The 18192-nt window shown below is 34.3% G+C and carries 15 protein-coding genes; 6 read left to right on the top strand and 9 right to left on the bottom strand.

The annotated features are described in order from the left end of the window. Positions 1–194: 194 nt before the first annotated feature. The 3 genes from B0A58_RS00730 to B0A58_RS00720 all read right to left on the bottom strand — a co-directional run bounded on the left by B0A58_RS00730 (position 195) and on the right by B0A58_RS00720 (position 3318). The gene (locus B0A58_RS00730; RefSeq protein WP_089079447.1) at positions 195–1055 is read right to left on the bottom strand and encodes an Rpn family recombination-promoting nuclease/putative transposase; all 861 of its coding nucleotides are present in this window, start codon (positions 1053–1055) and stop codon (positions 195–197) included. Between the two features lie 467 nt (positions 1056–1522). Further along, a complete protein-coding gene (locus tag B0A58_RS00725; RefSeq protein ID WP_014082929.1) occupies positions 1523–2548 on the bottom strand; it encodes a LacI family DNA-binding transcriptional regulator in 1026 nt (341 codons plus the stop codon). A 305-nt stretch (positions 2549–2853) separates the two neighbouring features. Beyond that, positions 2854–3318: a Rieske (2Fe-2S) protein gene (locus B0A58_RS00720; RefSeq protein ID WP_089079446.1), complete on the bottom strand. Its 465-nt coding sequence runs from the start codon at positions 3316–3318 to the stop codon at positions 2854–2856. Positions 3319–3544: 226 nt separating this feature from the next. Here B0A58_RS00720 and greA point away from each other — a divergent pair, with 226 nt between their 5' ends. Further along, positions 3545–4021, top strand: a complete 477-nt coding sequence (gene greA, locus B0A58_RS00715) for a transcription elongation factor GreA (protein ID WP_089079445.1) — start codon at positions 3545–3547, stop codon at positions 4019–4021. A 23-nt stretch (positions 4022–4044) separates the two neighbouring features. Further along, positions 4045–4434: an HIT family protein gene (locus tag B0A58_RS00710; RefSeq protein WP_089079444.1), complete on the top strand. Its 390-nt coding sequence runs from the start codon at positions 4045–4047 to the stop codon at positions 4432–4434. Positions 4435–4709: 275 nt separating this feature from the next. Here the strand turns inward: B0A58_RS00710 and B0A58_RS00705 are convergent, their stop codons facing one another. The 4 genes from B0A58_RS00705 to pnuC all read right to left on the bottom strand — a co-directional run bounded on the left by B0A58_RS00705 (position 4710) and on the right by pnuC (position 10016). Next, the gene (locus B0A58_RS00705) at positions 4710–6314 is read right to left on the bottom strand and encodes a S8 family peptidase (protein WP_089079443.1); all 1605 of its coding nucleotides are present in this window, start codon (positions 6312–6314) and stop codon (positions 4710–4712) included. 91 nt (positions 6315–6405) lie between these two features. Beyond that, the gene (locus B0A58_RS00700) at positions 6406–7266 is read right to left on the bottom strand and encodes an MBL fold metallo-hydrolase (protein WP_014082924.1); all 861 of its coding nucleotides are present in this window, start codon (positions 7264–7266) and stop codon (positions 6406–6408) included. Between the two features lie 48 nt (positions 7267–7314). Next, positions 7315–9435 (bottom strand): DUF4301 family protein, encoded by a 2121-nt coding sequence (locus B0A58_RS00695; RefSeq protein ID WP_089079442.1) that lies wholly within the window; start codon positions 9433–9435, stop codon positions 7315–7317. After that, the gene (gene pnuC / locus B0A58_RS00690) at positions 9396–10016 is read right to left on the bottom strand and encodes a nicotinamide riboside transporter PnuC (protein WP_089079441.1); all 621 of its coding nucleotides are present in this window, start codon (positions 10014–10016) and stop codon (positions 9396–9398) included. The genes B0A58_RS00695 and pnuC overlap by 40 nt, the downstream gene beginning before the upstream one ends. A 151-nt stretch (positions 10017–10167) precedes the next feature. On the opposite strand from pnuC, the gene B0A58_RS00685 reads away from it, so the two are divergent. Further along, positions 10168–11211, top strand: a complete 1044-nt coding sequence (locus B0A58_RS00685; protein ID WP_089079453.1) for a Gfo/Idh/MocA family oxidoreductase — start codon at positions 10168–10170, stop codon at positions 11209–11211. Positions 11212–11589: 378 nt separating this feature from the next. Here B0A58_RS00685 and odhB read toward each other — a convergent pair whose 3' ends face one another. Then, entirely contained in the window at positions 11590–12813 is a 1224-nt protein-coding gene (gene odhB, locus B0A58_RS00675; RefSeq protein ID WP_014082920.1) for a 2-oxoglutarate dehydrogenase complex dihydrolipoyllysine-residue succinyltransferase, read from the bottom strand. A gap of 37 nt (positions 12814–12850) precedes the next feature. After that, on the bottom strand, positions 12851–15631 hold the full coding sequence (locus B0A58_RS00670; protein WP_089079452.1) for a 2-oxoglutarate dehydrogenase E1 component: 2781 nt from the start codon (positions 15629–15631) through the stop codon (positions 12851–12853). Between the two features lie 117 nt (positions 15632–15748). On the opposite strand from B0A58_RS00670, the gene B0A58_RS00665 reads away from it, so the two are divergent. The 3 genes from B0A58_RS00665 (at position 15749) to B0A58_RS00655 (ending at position 18020) form a co-directional block, all read left to right on the top strand. Beyond that, positions 15749–16288, top strand: coding sequence for a hypothetical protein (locus tag B0A58_RS00665; protein WP_089079439.1), 540 nt, complete (start codon positions 15749–15751; stop codon positions 16286–16288). A gap of 128 nt (positions 16289–16416) precedes the next feature. Beyond that, the gene (gene rbfA / locus B0A58_RS00660) at positions 16417–16809 is read left to right on the top strand and encodes a 30S ribosome-binding factor RbfA (protein WP_014082917.1); all 393 of its coding nucleotides are present in this window, start codon (positions 16417–16419) and stop codon (positions 16807–16809) included. A 2-nt stretch (positions 16810–16811) separates the two neighbouring features. After that, a complete protein-coding gene (locus tag B0A58_RS00655) occupies positions 16812–18020 on the top strand; it encodes an ABC transporter permease (RefSeq protein WP_014082916.1) in 1209 nt (402 codons plus the stop codon). Positions 18021–18192: the final 172 nt, after the last annotated feature.

Below are 18192 nucleotides of genomic sequence, written 5' to 3'. Positions count from 1 at the left end.
GGTATTTTATTTTTTTGATGGGCACCTCCAATGGCAAAAGTTCGTTGAGCAAACTCATCAATAAATGAGGATGTTCGCCAAAAATTCGCTTAAAAACCAAATCGTTTTTGGGGTCTAAATATCGCATCTTTTATTTTTTTACAAAATTAGCTAATTTTGTGCTTATGACATATTTGAATCAGAATTTTTATTATTTAATTCATTTGTTTTTTTATTTCCAAAACATAAGCTATGGTAACTTCAAAATCTTCTGCTATTTCCTCTATGGAGAGTTTACCTCTTTTTAAAGCTTTGATTATTCCTTTATTGAGCTCTTCTATCTTTCCTTCTATCTTCCCTTCTACTTTCCCCACATCATAAGCCTCTGTAATTAAGGTTTTTTCGCTAGAAATAGAATCCCAATAACGGTCATAAGCTTCTAACTCGGATTTGGTATAAGCACTTTCTTTTGCATATTCCGAAGCTTCTAGTATCGAAGGGTCGTTTTTAAAATCGTCGGGAATATCTTCTTGTCCGTCTTTTATTTCTGATAAAAATCGAAGCCACAAAACGTTCAACTTTTTATCTCTTATTTGTTTACTTTTAAATTTTGGCAACTCGATAAAAATAAATTCCAAACCTTCGATAATTTTATCAGAATGTTCGGTGTGGGTTATTTTATAATGATGAAAATAGTCGTCAAGCAAAGGTTCAAATACTTCATTTACAATGCTTAACGAATAAACGGGTTCCAAATTTTTATACTCTTCGCCTCGCTCAATTTGTTTGATATAAGCTTTTGAAGCGTTAAAAACCACCCGACTTTTGAAAGAATCCGTCCAAAGCATTTGCATTTCTACGATAAACTGGCGGTCGTTTTCGTCATAACAACGCACATCTACAATCGAATTTTTGAAAACAGGAATGCGAGGCACCATTTCGGTTGGCAGGTATTTTATTTTTTTGATGGGCACCTCCAATGGCAAAAGTTCGTTGAGCAAACTCATCAATAAATGAGGGTGTTCGCCAAAAATCCGCTTAAAAACCAAATCGTTTTTGGGGTCTAAATATCGCATCTTTTATTTTTTTACAAAATTAGCTTTTTTTTTTAATATTTATCAAAATTTATACCCCTCTTAAACCTACAAAAAAACCACAACTTTTTAAGGTTGTGGTTTTTGTATTGGAATGAGGGCACAACTGAGGGGTTTTCTATAGCAGTGTCATTGGTTTTTTATAAGCTACCACTCCAAAGGATTCGGGCGGGATATAACGCATTACTAACTTATTGATATTTTATCAATTACACTAAAAATCAATACTTGTATTTAGATAAAAGCAAAGTTGTTTATATCAATAATTTCATAGTAACAATCAACATAAATAATGATTTTATCCTTTCAATAAAAAAATCACTTACCTATATATTTATTTTTTTAAAATAAAAATATAATAATTTACTTGCTTTTACAATTCACTTTTGTACATCCGCTTGCTGTTTTACCCCAATATCATTTATATCAAAAACAGCAATCAAAATAAATTAGCCTATTTTTTTGGTTGATTCTCTTTGACGCAGTTCTGTTTTGATGATTTCTGTTTTGTAATGGTAATTTTCCAGTTTGCTTTCTAATCGTGCTATCAAAAGTTGGGCAGCTGCTTCGCCAATTTCAGGGCCATGTTGGCTCACGGTGGACAAGCTTGGTGTGAGTCTTCTGGACCAAACACCATCTGCAAATCCAATGACAGATACCTCATCTGGGATTTTATAACCCGCTTTTAGGCTCATTTTCATTGCCGATACAGAGGCATGCTCGTCTAAAGCAAAAATACCATCTACTTTTTGTGTGTCAAATAATGCCGTAGCTTGTATATTAAATTCATGTTCATTATCGGTTCTGATTATGATTTGAGGGTCTATGGATATGTTGTTTTTTTCTAGTGCGTCAAAATATCCTTTTGTTCTAAGCTTGCCCACACTTAAATTATCAATCGACGAAAATAAGGCAATGCTGCTACATTGTGAATCTATCAAATGTTGCATGGCATTTAATGCCGATTCATAATCATCAACTACTACTTTATCACAATGCACTTCATCGGCTATTCGATCAAACATTACAATTGGAATTCCTTCTTTTATTATTTCTAAAAAATGAGAAAATTCACCCAATTTTTGTGCTTCTTCTGCAATCGATAGGATAAATCCATCAATTGTGCCATTGCTCAACATTTCGAGTGCATGAATTTCTTTTTCCAAGCTTTCGTTAGAAATACACGTTATTACATTGTATCCTTTGGCTTCGGCTACTTTTTCGATGCCACTAAATACTTTTGCAAAAAAAGAGTTGAGTATGTTTGGTATAATAACACCAATGGTTTTGGTGCTTCTATTTTTTAAATTCAACGCTGTCAAATTGGGTTTGTAATTTTTTAGTTTAGCATATTCCTGAATTTTTATCTTGGTAGGTTCACTAATTTCGGGGCTGTCATTTAAAGCTTTAGAAACAGTAGAAACAGATACTCCTAATTCTTTAGCAATTTGTTTGAGTGTGGCTCTGATTTTCATATCGATACTTTTTGTTAAGTGGTCTTAAAGCTCATTTTTTCATTAACTCTTGTTTTTGTAACATACCTTTATTTATTATAATGACTTAACATAAAAATGTCATAAGCTGTTTATTTGCAATATTTTAGACCACTTGATCTGACAGCTTATAAACGGGTATCAAAAATAAGATTAATTGCTGTAAAAATACAAAAAATATTGTATAAACTAGATTTTTTTTGACTAAAAATGAATTTGTAAAATTATAAAAAAAGCATTATTGCAAATAAAAATGTGGTGTTACATAATTTATTCTGCATTTTTTGTTAGTTGTATATCCTCAAAACTGTTCCGTTCACCTCTACCCTATAGGCTTTTAAGGGGTAAGTCATACCCGCAGATTGTCCTGTATATAAACTGTATTTTTTGTCGTCGCACGGACAAACGGCATTGATGCCACTCAACGTCATGGTAGAGCAACTGCTCAAACTCTGATTAGGACATGCCATATCCCAAGCGGTATAGCCACTTCCTGTATTGAACACAAAAACACCCCGAACCCCAACCCCTTGAGTGGTTACTGTAATACCGTTTCCTGCAAATTGTAGGTTTGAATGACTAGGCAAATTCAAATCTACATTGTAGGTAAAAGTATAATTTGGCAAATAAGGATTACTGTTGTTTATGGTTTCTTTTGAACACGAAAACAAACATCCAATGAATATAAAAACCACTATTTTTTTGTAAAACGAGCTCGTTATATGTTCTATTAATTTTCTAAATACCATCATTTTAAATACTTTTTAAATAAACCATAAAAGTAATATTTTAATTAGAGCAAATAATATGTTTTCTGTTGAAAAAAAAAATTTTTTTTTGAACTAAAATAAATTTTAATTATGTAACTTTGAAATTCAAAATAGTTAAAAAAATTTGAATTAATAAAAAAAATAATATCTTTGTGGAAAGAAATCCCGTCGAGATGGGATTTTTTCTATTTATATAAATAACAAATTTATGAGTGCAGTATCGTATTACACAGCCGAAGGTTTAAAAAAATTAAGAGAAGAGTTAGATTATCTAAAAAATGTCATGCGTCCAAAAGCATCGCAAGATATTGCCGATGCACGCGATAAAGGGGATTTATCTGAAAATGCAGAGTATGATGCCGCAAAAGAGGCACAAGGTTTGCTAGAAATGAGAATAGCAAAGCTAGAAGAAATACATTCAAATGCCCGATTAATAGACGAATCGCAGTTGGATGTGTCTAAAGCATTGGTACTTTCAAAAGTTAAAATCAAAAATATGGCAAATGGTGCCACTATGACTTATACCCTTGTTGCAGAAAGTGAAGCCGACCTTAAAAGCGGTAAAATATCGGTTACATCGCCTATTGGCAAAGGCCTTTTGGGTAAATCCGTTGGAGAAATAGCCGAAGTAACAGTACCTAATGGTAAGATACAATTTGAAATTATTGAAATTACCCGCGATTAATCCGCTTAACACCACCCTATTTTATGAGTTCTATTTTTACAAAAATTGTAAACGGTGATATTCCTTGTTACAAAATAGCAGAAACATCCGATTTTTTAGCTTTTTTAGATGTCAATCCAAATGCAAAAGGACATACACTTTGTATTCCAAAACAAGAAATTGACAAATTGTTTGATTTGTCAGACGAACAATATACTGAGTTAATGCTTTTTGCCAAAAAAGTTGCTGTTGCCTTAGAAAAAGCGTTGCCTTGCAAACGAGTTGGCGTAGCTGTTGTGGGCTTAGAAGTGCCACATGCTCATGTTCATTTGATTCCAATCAACGAAATGGACGAAATGAGGTTTATAAACAAAGTAACGCTAACAGCCGATGAGTTTACTGAATTGGCATTGCATATACAAAAATTTTTATAATATTTTTGGTTTACAATCAAATACTCGTTAATATACTCCATCATTTGATTGCAACAAGCGTCGATGGGTTTATCGATTATGACGCTAGATAAACACAACAACTTTTGGATATTGACCAAACATCAAATAGTACAAAAATACGGTACTTTAAAAAAAAGCACAAGTAGGTAAAGGTATATATTGATGTATTTAGTAAAGTCAAAAAAGGTTCTTTTGAGAAAATCAAAAGAACCTTTTTTATATTAATTATTATGGTTTAAAAAATAATTGACTATTTATTTTTTACCTTTTTGGGTACTCATTTTAGCTGCTAATTTCAAAGCATTATAAGCATTCACAATTTTTCCTGATTTGGAAAGTGTGGCAAAAGGTTTAATATCATTGACGTTGCCTGCAAATGCCACATTTTCGTTAATAGAAGTACCAGAGTCCATCAAAATATGTTTTACTTGTTTGGCCGATAATTTTGGATAATACGAACGTATCAAAGCAGCTACTCCAGCCACATTGGGCGAAGCCATTGAAGTTCCTTGCAAAAATTGGTAACCATTATTTGGAGTAGAGGCATATATTTTTACACCAGGTGCAAATACATCTACGTTTATTTTTCCAATGTTAGAAAAATCAGCAACCATTTGTTTTCCATATTCAAAATTTAATGCCCCAACGGTAATGACATTATCAGCAAATTCCTTTTTTTTGTCGGCAGCGTCGTTAGGGAAATTTGGCTCCGTATCAATGTCTTTGGCATCGTTACCTGCAGCATGTACAATCAATACATCTTTACTTTCGGCATATTTTATGGCATCAAAAACCCATTGTTGGTGTGGCGAAAAGTCTTTTCCAAAGCTGGCGTTGATCACTTTTGCTCCGTTGTCCACCGCATAGCGAATACCTAAAGCAATGTCTTTATCATATTCGTCGCCATCTGGAACCGCTCTTACCGTTAGAATTTGAACCTGATTGGCAATACCGTCGCCACCAATATTATTGTTTCTGACTTGAGCTACAATTCCTGCAACGTGAGTTCCATGTAAAATTTCTTCTTTATCTGGCCCCATCACATTGTTGTCGCCATATTTGTTGTCCTTCAAATCATCTGGATTGTCGCCCAAAATTTTTCGGTAGTCGTTTTTTAAATTATCGCCATTAGCAATGCTCTTAAAATCGTCTAATTCTTTTTTAACTTCTTTGATTAAAGCATCAATAGGCATTCCATAATTGAGCATTTGTTGCATGATGGCACTGCTTCTCATCAGCGTAGCATCATCAGACTTGATGGCTTTTAAATCATCGGCTGTATAGGTATCTTTTCCTAAATGTTTGCGCAAAGCTTCGTCTGCTTTTGTGGTGCCTTCAAACACCCGTTCGAGTTGTAAAATATTGGTATTGGCCTCGGCTACTTTTTTATCATTATAAGATTTTGCTACTAAATAAGTAGCTTCATCTACCAAGCTTTTGTTTTTTAGAATTCGTACATATTCATAATCCTCTTTGGTAATATTACCTAAAAAATTCCAGCCATGAATATCGTCGATGTATCCATTTTTATCATCATCAATGCCGTTGTTTGCAATTTCTTTTTTATTAGTCCAAATAACCGATTTCAAATCTTCGTGTTCAATATCCACTCCAGAATCTACAATACCAACAATAACAGGAACTCCCGTTTTGTTTTGTAGTAATTCAGCATAGGCCTTGTCCACACTCATACCTGGAATACTGTCTTTTGCTAAATCCAAATGACTCCATCTTTTGAGTTGATTTTCTGTCAAAGCGGCTTTTTTGGTTGTAAAGCCACTTGTCGATTGGGCATTGGCCGAAAGGCAAAATGCCAAAGCCGCCACGAGCGACCATTGTGTAAGTTGAATTTTTTTCATGTATCCTTTTTTTATGAGTAAAACTTGAGCCTTCTGGCTTGCGATAAGTCAAAATTAATATGAAATTGTTACAAAAAATGTCAAATTAACTTTATTTTAATATTTCATCACATCGAAATACGTCTTTTAACCTGATACCTCGTTCGGTATTTTCTACGGTAACTATATGATTATGAGCATCATGTTCTAAAAATAAATAATAATTATGCTCGGCTGCGGCAGTTAAAAGTTTTGATTTTTCGGGCATGGTCAATAAGGGTCTGGTATCATAACCCATTACATAAGGCAAAGGGATATGCCCAGCTGTTGGCAACAAATCGGCACAAAAAACAATGGTTTTGTCTTGATATTGAATATGTGGTACCATCATTTTTTCGGTGTGCCCATCTACAAAGTAAATTCCAAAATCCAATTCTGATTGTGGCAAAAAATCATTGTCTGGTCTGTTGATAAACTTTAGTTGTCCACTTTCCTGCATAGGCAAAATATTTTCTGCCAAAAAAGAGGCTTTTTCTCTCGGATTGGGCTTTGTGGCCCACTCCCAATGGTTACTGTTTGTCCAAAATTGGGCATTTTTAAAAGCAGGTTCATAGCCTGTTCTGTCTTTATTCCATTGAACGCTACCACCACAATGATCAAAATGCAGGTGAGTCATAAACACATCTGTAATATCATCTCGATGAAATCCCCATTGACTCAACGAATGGTCTATCGAATGATGGCCCCAAAGCGAATAATAACCAAAAAATTTATCCGACTGTTTATTGCCCATTCCTGTGTCTATCAAAATCAGTCGGTTGCCGTTTTCAATAAGCAAACAACGGGCCGCAATGTCTATGAGGTTATTAGCATCGGCGGGATTTGTTTTGTTCCAAATGGTTTTAGGAACAACGCCAAACATGGCACCACCATCTAGCTTAAAATTTCCTGATTCAATAGGATATAAGGTCATAATTATACATTTTTAAAGGTTATTTTTGGTTTGATATTTTTATTTTACTTAAATCGATTGGGGCTGATGTGCTGGTTTGAGCAAATCATTAACTGTTTTTACAGGATTGAAAGTAATCAACGGAACTTGAACAAAAATGGTTATCCAATGAGCCATAGCTCCATTCCACAATCCTGGTAATTCATAGGATTTGAGTTCGATACCATTTTTGTTTTTTTCGACAATAAAACCAGTTTCAAAATCGATAAATTGTGTCAAATCAAATTTTTGATGCTGATAGTTTTTGATACCACAAACCAAATCAACAGGATTGAAATGGGTGGCATTTTGCATGATTTTGAGTTGTGAAGCCACTTTTAAATCTACTTGCGAAGATTCTACAATTTGCAACGACACCCGTCCTTTTTTGTCTCTTACCCAAAACGGCCCTCCTCCAGGTTCGCCTTCATTTTTTACAATTCCGCATATTCTAATGGGTCTGTTTAAAATTTCATGCAAGTAAACCAATTTATTTTCAAAAGTAAACTTATCAAAATCATCAAAACTTTTAATATTCAAATTGATTTTACAAAAATGCAATATTTCTTGCAAAATGGCTTCATCCTCTTGTTGTTGATCTATCCAATGTAGATATGAAAAAATATTTTTTTGCAAATCAAGCATGATGCCAGCCAATGCTTTTTTGTAACTAGCAATGGCTTCGGTTCTATTTTGAATAACATTATCAATGTTTTTTATAAAAATAACATCGGCATCAAGTTGTCCTAAATTTTCAATCAACGCACCATGCCCGCCAGGTCTAAACAGTAATTTGTTTTTCGACTCTCTAAAAGGTTCATTATCCAATGTTACCGAAAGCGTGTCTGAGGCAGTGTTTTGATATGAAAAAGTAGCTTCGATAGTGGTTTTACCCTCGTTTTCAAAATGTGATTTTGCATTAGCAATAATTTTTTCAAAAGCATCCTGATGGTGTTCTGAAATTGTAAAATGCACTTTTGAAACCCCGTTGGCATTAGCATAAGCAATGGTTTCTGCCAAATGCTCTTCTATTGGCGACACTAACAAATTGTGGTATTTATGAAAAGGCAAAATACCTTTAGGCTTATTGGCATAATCCAGCTTGTCTGTGTCTATCAAATATCGAATAAAAAACAAGATTTTTTTATCCCTTTCCCACGTCATAAAATCAGGGTGCAAGGTGCGTAGTGTAGCAAAAACGCTTTCAAAAAAAGGGAACTTCTCTAATCCAGCTAAAAAAACACTCAAATCAGTAGCATTTTTTCGATTGATATAAGCGTTTACCGATTCGTTTTCAATGTCAAATTCATTCAAAAATTCATTCAAAAATTTGAACATTCTACTTGCGGCTCCAGATGCGGGTACAAATTTTTGGAGTTGGAGTTGCTCCTTTTTTTGATCAAAATAAAGGGCAAAATCCTGTAATTCTTTTTCTGAAAAAACCCAAATGCCATCATTTTTTTTGGCAGGTCTGTCCAAGATAGTTTTGGGAATGCCTTTTTTGTATATTTCCAAATGGTTTGCAACCGTGTCGATATCTAATTGATGGTCGTACATTTGAACAAACTCCAATGACGAAAACCCCAATGCTTTGGCTTTTATTAAATCATTAACAATTTGAACTGCTTTGTGCAACCTTACCTCTTTGTTACCTGATAATTTGATGTATGGTTTTTTGTATTGCTTTAAAGCATTTTCAAAAAAAGCCAACGTTTCTACCCTATTGGTTGGTCGGTCTCGCAAATCGTCTTTTTCCCAAGGTACATCAACATCTGTTAAAAAAAACAAATCATAACGATGTTTTTTTGCCGCTTTTTCTAAATATGGATCACAAAAACCATAATACAAATCAGAAAAAACTTTTGTAACCATCAAGTTTGTATCGCAAAAAAGCAGTTTTTCTGTTTTGAGCGTATTGTCGTTTTCCAACTTGGTTTGTCCAATAGCAATGGGCAACATATCTTCGAGCTGGCAAACTTGCTGATGGTTTTGCCATTTTTCTTGCAAATAATCACGAGCAAATTCAGGCGTCCAAACGGTGCTAAAATGATCGGACAATTGTTTTGCCAAAGTGGTTTTGCCTGTTGATTCTGGACCAAATAAGGCAATTTTTATGATATTGGATTGGTTTTGTTTAAGATTTTCTTCCATTCTAAAAAGCCATAAAAGGCAATAATTGTAAATATAAAATATTGTAAACTCGTAACGGTATAGCCTTTTATAAAATATAAGGGCACCGAAATGATGTCGCCTACTATCCAAAACAGCCAGTTTTCTATTTTCTTTTTGGCCATAAGCCACATGCCTACAAAAAACAATCCTGTAATCAATGTATCTACGTACGACATCCAATTGGTTAATTTATGGACAAATAAATATACTGTAATCACAAAAACTAACGCCCCTAAAAACAAAAGTAAAGCCTTTTGTCTATCGGATTTGTCCATCATCGTAACAGGTAAATCGGCTTGATTGCTTTTTTGTTGCCAAAGATACCAACCATACAAACTCATCACAAAATAATAAACATTAATCATCGAATCGCCAAGCAAACTCCATTTCCAAAACAAATAAGCATAAATAGCTGTATTTACTAGCCCCGTTGGAAATACCAATATGTTATTTTTTTTAGAATACCAAACACTAGCTAAGCCCAACAATGCTGCTGTGATTTCGAGAAATATTTCCAAAAAAGTTTCATTCTTGTATTGGGCAAACCAAAAATCTAGCACTTTGTGATGTTTTAAAATGAATTACTTATCAAATGATAATTATTTTGCTAAAATATATAAAAAAAATCAATTTTTTATTTTTTTTCAAAGTTTTTCATCCATAAGAGGTCGTTTTTTATACTTTTACAACATTTATAACTTGTTTACAAATATGCAAAAAATCCAAACCGCTCTTTTGTCTTATGGCATGTCTGGCAAAGTATTTCATGCTCCTTTTTTAAATGTACATCCTGGTTTTGAACTTGTTGGTTCATGGGAACGAAGTCAAACCAATATTCAAATGGATTATCCCAATGTTCAAAGTTTTAATTCTTTAGAATCCATTTTAAACAATCCGTCTATTGATTTGATTGTAGTAAATACACCAGTTGCCACCCATTTTGATTATGCTCAAAAAGCGCTTATGGCGGGCAAACATGTTGTGGTTGAAAAAGCTTTTACCGCAACATTAGAACAGGCCAAAATATTGCAACGATTGGCTTTTGAAAAAAAATTAAAATTAGCCGTTTTTCAAAATCGCCGTTGGGATAGTGATTTTTTAACGGTTCAAAGCATTGTAAATCAAGGTGTTCTTGGCGAATTGGTAGAAGCCGAATTTCATTTTGATCGGTACAACCCTAATTTAAGTCCCAAAATCCATAAAGAAACTTCAAACGATGGTGCAGGCATTTTGAAAGATTTAGGCCCTCATTTGATAGACCAAGCCTTGTGTTTGTTTGGCATGCCCGAGCGGGTTTTTGCCCACATTCGCAAAACCAGAAATTTAACTTTAGTTGATGATTATATCGATATTTTTCTTTATTACAAATCATTGACTGTTAGACTAAAAGCCAGTTTTTTTGTCAAAGAACCTTCAGCATCCTACATACTACATGGCAAGAAAGGGAGTTTTTTAAAACCAAGAGCCGATGTTCAGGAAGAACAACTCAAAACAGGACAAAAACCCAATTTGACTACATGGGGCACAGAGCCTATTGCTGCCAGTGGTTATTTGAATACGGAAATTGACGGCAAATCTATTGCAGAAAATATCGAATCCAAACAGGGTAATTATTATCATTTTTACGATTTACTTTACAAAAGCATCACTCAAAACAGAGTAGAGCCTGTAACGTCTGATGATGGAGTGAGGGTAATGACAATTATTGAAAAAGCCATCGAAAGTCAAGAACTACAAAAAGTAGTTTATATTTAATATAATAAATTTTTTACATAAAAAATTAAAATACAAACAAAAATCTAATAAATACAACTATCTTTTGGGCGTTCCCCAAGGGTCGGATTATCCGTTTCAAACAACGTTCATTGAAATCCAAAAGAAATATAATATTGTGAAATAATCTTTTTTGATTACCCCATTCAGAAACTGTATTCGTGCAAAATAACACACCCCTTTTGGGGGCTGGGGGGCTTCTAAAAGGATTACTATCCCTAAAGCAACATGTAGTACAAATACACTTTTTTTGTAAAAATTCAACCGTGTGATTGAAAACATCATTCGATTCTTTTTCAAATAAAAACCCCTATCGAAAATAAGTTTCAATAGGGGTTTTATATATTATAAAATGGTGTATTACAACTCTAATGCTTTTGGAGCATTGCCGCCCATCAATAATTCTAATGGATTTTCAAGGGCTTCTTTTACGGCCACCAAGAAACCAACAGACTCCCGACCATCAATAATTCTGTGATCATAAGAAAGGGCTACATACATCATGGGATGGATTTCAACTTTTCCATTTACAGCAATTGGACGTTCAATAATGTTGTGCATCCCTAAAATACCTGATTGAGGAGGGTTGATGATTGGAGTACTCAACATACTTCCAAATACACCACCATTTGTGATGGTAAAGGTACCACCTGTCATGTCATCTACAGTTATCTGACCATCTCTAGATTTGATGGCCAAACGTTTGATTTCAGCTTCGACCCCTCTAAAAGTAAGGTTTTCGGCATTTCTAACTACAGGTACCATCAAGCCTTTTGGACCAGAAACCGCAATAGAAATATCACAAAAATCATAAGATATTTTATCGTTTCCGTCTATCATAGAGTTTACATCAGGATACAATTGCAAGGCTCTTGTAACCGCTTTTGTAAAGAAAGACATATAACCAAGTCCTAAACCACCATGTTTGGCTTTGAAAGCATCTTTATATTGGTTTCTGATGATGTTTATTGGCGTCATGTTTACTTCGTTGAAAGTAGTAAGCATAGCCGTTTCATTTTTGGCGGCTACCAATCTTTCTGCTACTTTTCTGCGAAGCATAGACAATTTGGTTTTGTTAGACCCTCTGTTGCCACCTGTTGGAGTACCCATAGAAGGAACCGCATTTACGGCATCGTCTTTTGTAATTCTACCACCTTTTCCAGTTCCCGTTATAGAAGCTGGAGCAATATTTTTTTCGTCCAAAATTTTTCTAGCAGCAGGCGATGGTGCTTGAGTAGCATACGTTTCGGCTGGAGCAACTGGTTTTGGAGCTTCTACTTTTGGAGCTTCGGCAGCAGGTTTTACGGCTTCGGCTACTGGAGCAGGAGCATTACCAGAAGGTTTTGCAGCACTAGTATCTATCAAACAAACAACAGCTCCTACAGCAACAGCATCTCCTTCTTCTGCTTTTAAAGTAATAATACCGCTGGCTTCGGCAGGCAATTCCAAAGTAGCTTTATCAGAATCTACTTCGGCAATCGCTTGATCTTTTTCTACATAATCGCCATCTTTTACTAACCAAGTTGCGATTTCTACTTCTTTGATGGATTCCCCTGGAGAAGGGACTTTCATTTCTAAAATCATCTCTATTATATTTTAATTATGAATTTTTTGGTTTTAATTATCTAAATAAATTTTTGTCAAACACCATTCTAATGGCATCTGCATGACGGCGACGGTCTCTGGTATGGCTTCCAGATGCTGGTGCAGCATAATTTTTTAATGATGCCAATCGCCATGTTACCAAATCAAAATTCATTAACATATAACTATAAGCACCCATATTTCTTGGTTCTTCTTGAGCCCAAACATAATCGTCGGCATTTGGATAACGGGCAATAATTTCTTTTAATTGATCTACAGGCAGTGGAAACAATTGTTCTATCCTTACAATAGCAACATCATGTCGTTCTAGTTTGTCTCTTTCGGCTGCAATTTCATAATAAAATTTACCTGTACAAAATACTAAAGTTTTTATTTTTGCTTTATCAACAGTAGCGTCGTCTATGGTTTCTTGAAATTCACCATTGTATATTTCTTCTTGAGTAGAAACACATTGTGGATGACGTAATAAACTTTTTGGCGAAAATACAACTAATGGTTTTCTAAAGTTGGTTTTCATTTGTCTTCTCAACAAATGGAAAAAGTTGGCTGGAGTAGAGCAGTCGGCAACATACATATTGTGTCTGGCACATAGCTGCAAATAACGCTCCATTCGAGCAGATGAATGCTCGGCACCTTGTCCTTCGTATCCGTGTGGCAACAACATTACAATACCATTTTGGTTGTTCCATTTGTCTTCGCCACATGAAATGTATTGGTCCAACATAATTTGACAGCCATTAGAAAAATCTCCAAATTGAGCTTCCCATATTGTCAAAGTTTTTGGCGATGCTAAAGCATATCCATAATCAAATCCTAACACCCCATATTCAGACAACAAAGAATTGAAAATATGGAAATTACCTTTCTTATTTTTCAAGGCATTCAATAAAATAACTTCCTCTTCGCTGTCTTCTACCTTTACAACGGCATGACGGTGCGAAAAAGTACCTCTTTCTACATCTTGACCTGACACTCTTACATCATAACCCTCTGTTAATAACGACCCAAAAGCCAACGCTTCGGCAGTACCCCAATCTATCAAATTGTTGTTGTACATTGTTTTTCTATCACTGACAATTTTGGTTATTTTGCTAATAAATTTTTTATCTGATGGCAAAGTCGAAATCGTTTCGATGATGTCGTCCAATTCGTTTTTATCAAATTTGGTATCTACTTTTTGAAGCATTACATCGTCTGAAACTTGTTCAAAACCTTCCCATTCGTCTTGCATAAATGGTTTGATAATGGTCAAATCTTTTTGTCGAGAGGCTTGCAAGTTTTCGTCTAAACGCTCTTTGTATTCATTTTCAATTTTGGTCAAATAAGCCTGATCTACAATCCCTTCTACAATTAATTTCTCGGCATAAATGTCTCTAGGGTTTTTATGACGGGCTATAATTTTATATAAAATTGGCTGCGTAAATCTTGGTTCATCGCCTTCGTTGTGTCCGTATTTTCTATAACCTAACAAATCGATAAATACATCTCTTCCAAATTGCATACGGAAATCCAAGGCAAAAAGCATGGCATGAACTACAGCTTCGGCATCGTCTGCATTGACGTGCAATACGGGCGATAGGGTTACTTTTGCAATATCTGTACAATAAGTAGAAGAACGAGAATCTTGATAATTTGTAGTAAATCCAACCTGATTATTGATTACAATATGTATTGTACCTCCTGTTTTGTAGCCATCCAATTGGGCCATTTGAACAATTTCATATACAATACCTTGCCCAGAAACGGCGGCATCGCCATGAACAGCAATAGGAAGCACTTTTGAAAAATCGTCTGCATAATAACGATCTTGTTTGGCACGTGCAATTCCTTCAATAACAGCGCCCACGGTTTCTAAATGTGAGGGGTTTGGGGCTAAATTGATGTTGATTTTTTTGCCCGATTGGGTTTGTCTTTCCGATGTAAGTCCTAAATGGTATTTTACATCGCCATCAAAATATTCTTTGTCATAATCTTTTCCATCAAATTCCGAGAAAATATCTTGTGTGTTTTTTCCAAAAATATTTGCCAACACGTTCAACCGTCCACGGTGGGCCATTCCCATTACAAAATGCTCAACGCCTTTATCGGCTGCGGCTTCAATTAAAGCATCTAAACCTGGAATAATGCTTTCGCCTCCTTCTAAAGAAAAACGCTTTTGACCTACATATTTAGTATGTAAAAAGTTTTCAAAGGAAACAGCTTCGTTTAATTTTTCTAAAATATGTTTCTTTTGATTGGCATCAAATTTGGGCAAATTATCATTAACATTCAACTTGTTTTGAATCCATTCCATCACTTCTGGTGTTCGCATATACATATATTCGATACCAATATGTTGGCAATAAACATTTTTTAGATGGGTTAAAATATCTTGAAGCGAGCAAGGTTGCTGTCCTAATACTTTTGCAGCATCAAAAACAGTGTTTAAATCGGCTTGCGTCAATCCAAAATTTTCCAAATCTAAATTGGGTGTATGAACCCTTCTGGCTCTTACAGGATTTGTTTGAGTAAATAAATGACCTCGGGTTCTATATCCGTCAATCAATTTCAGAACTTTAAATTCTTTTTGAAGTTTTTCTGATGCTTGTCCGTTATCAACCGTTGTGGTTACATAATTGACAATTTGCTCGGTTTGAGCCTCAATTTGCTCTTCGTTATAAGTCGTCATTCCAAAATCGAAACCTTGAAAAAATGCTCTCCAACTAGGCTCTACGCTGTCGGGACTTTCTAAATATTGATCATATAATTGAGCAAAAAACTCTGTATGTGCTGCGTTTAAAAAGGAAAACCTATCCATAATTATTAGTGAATAACCTGATTTGTTAAATATACTTCGGCAAAAATACAAAAATACAATAGATTTATTAATTTTTTTCATTACTTTTATCAATTAAATTTAAAATCTTTATAAACCATGAATCATCGTGTTGTAGTTTTGAGGGTAAAATGCTTATTATTAAGCTGTTCTGTGTTTTTCTCAATCGATTTAGTAGCTCAAAATCTGGCCAAAAAATCAAGTCCGTTTTTAGAAAAAGTCCGTTTTGGAGGAGGTATAGGACTTCAATTTGCATCGGGTGCTACCAATATCATGCTTGCACCAAGTGCAGTATATGATTTTAATCGATATGTATCGGCAGGAGTTGGGCTTCAGGGTAGCTATGTAAATGTCAAAAACAATTATACTTCTTTGATTTATGGCATCAGTCTTATTGGTTTGGCAAACCCTTTGGACAACATTCAGTTGTCTGTCGATATAGAACAGCTCAAGGTAAATACTACTTATAACGCTACATACCTGTTGCCCTCTGCTCATTTTTGGAATACAAGCTTGTTTGTAGGAGCTGGTTACCGCTCTGACAATATGGTTATTGGACTCAAATACAACATACTTTATGACAAAAACAAAAGTATTTATTCAGATCCATTACTGCCTTTTGTTAGGTTTTATTTTTAATCATAAAAATACAGTAAATACTTATTTTACTATTTAATAAAACAACCCGCTTTTTTGGCTTTTATCATAAAAAAAGCATTTCTGTTTTAGTATTTTTTTATTACAAAAAAGTATCGTATTTTTGCACAATGGAAACAAATAGACAAAAAAAAATTAGTGGTGTTATCCAAAAAGATTTAGTGGATATTCTTCAAGGCGAGATACGAAAAAACGGTATTGCCAACTTAATCATTTCTGTATCTAAAGTAAGTGTAACCTCTGATTTGTCGATAGCATCGGTACATTTGAGCATTTTTCCTCAAGAAAAAGCAAAAGATACGTTGCTTGCCATTCAATCGAATACCAAGTTAATCAAGCACGATTTGTCTCAAAGGGTTCGATTACAACTTCGAAAAGTGCCCAACTTGCTGTTTTTTATTGATGACAGTTTAGATTATATCGAAAAAATTGACAAGGCATTAACCGGGCAAGAAAACCCCATTTTGGATAGAAGTTTACTAGAAAAACGAAAACACTTTTAGCCTTGAATATTTGCCTTTATATAGCAAAAAGGTATGTTTTTAGCAAAAGCAAAAACAACGCCATCAATATCATTACCCGAATTGCTACCATTGGTATTGTGGTTGGGGCTGGAGCATTGTTTGTTTTTCTATCTGTTTTTAGCGGATTAAAAGATTTTAGTTTGTCTTTTAGCAATAAATTTGACCCAGACTTAAAAGTATTTCCTACTAAAGGAAAAATGATAGAAGTATCAAACCATCAAAAGCAACAACTGATGCGTATAGAAGGTATTGCCTTCAAAAGTTTTGTTTTAGAGGAAAGGGTTCTATTTGTATTTGAAGGCAAAGAAGCCGTTGCAACTATAAAGGGGGTTGATGAACAATATGCCAATGTCAATCTTGTAGAAGAAACTCTTTTCAACGGACAATGGCTCAAACCAATTACCAATCAAGTGGTTGTGGGCCATGCGATAACCGAAAAATTGTCCTTAGGCTTGTTTGATTATAACCATCAATTAAAAGTTTTTGTGCCAAAACCAGGACATGGAGCCATCGAAAATCCGCAAGAGGCCTTTAGCTCAATACCTTTGACTCCAATTGGAATATATGCTGTAAATGAAGATATTGATAATAAATATGTTTTTGCCGACTTGGGTTTGGTTCAAGAATTGATGCAATATCAAAGCCATCAAATTTCGCATATAGAAATACAGTTAAAACCAGATGTATCTGAAAATGATGTGATTACGCAATTAAAATCAGTTTTTAACAATCAAATTATCGTAAAAAACAGAATGCAGCTAAACGACAGTTTGTACAAGATGTTGCAAACAGAAAATACCGTTTTGTATCTTATTTTTACGCTTGTCATTGTCATGACTTTATTTACCCTAGCAGGAGCCATCATTATGATGATTATTGACAAAAAAGCCCATCTAAAAACCCTTTACAACTTGGGTTTACAAGTGGATGATATTCGAAAAATATTTTTATTACAAGGAATTATCATTACATTTATTGGTGGTGTTTTGGGCCTCTTTTTAGGCGTTATGATTGTACTTTTACAAGAATATTTTCAATTGGTAATGATTACCTCAACCCTACCCTACCCTGTTATTTTTGAATTTCAAAATGTCTTATTGGTATTGGCTACCATATTTGTACTTGGCTTTTTAGCATCACTTATTGCTAGCAATAGAGTATCTGAAAAGTTATTGATTTTTAAAAAATAATTATGCCAAAGGTGCATTACATGGGTAACATTTTGTGATAGAAACCATCATCAATCAATGTCGTTTAGTTACCCTAATATAGTTATAATGGCACTTCAACTTTGTCAAAGTTTTTAACTTTTACAAAAATGATTGATTCAAATTGAAACTTAACTAATACCAAATATACATA

The organism is Flavobacterium branchiophilum NBRC 15030 = ATCC 35035 (genome assembly GCF_002217205.1).
GTDB lineage: Bacteria > Bacteroidota > Bacteroidia > Flavobacteriales > Flavobacteriaceae > Flavobacterium > Flavobacterium branchiophilum.
This window is presented reverse-complemented; position numbering and strand designations above follow the sequence as displayed.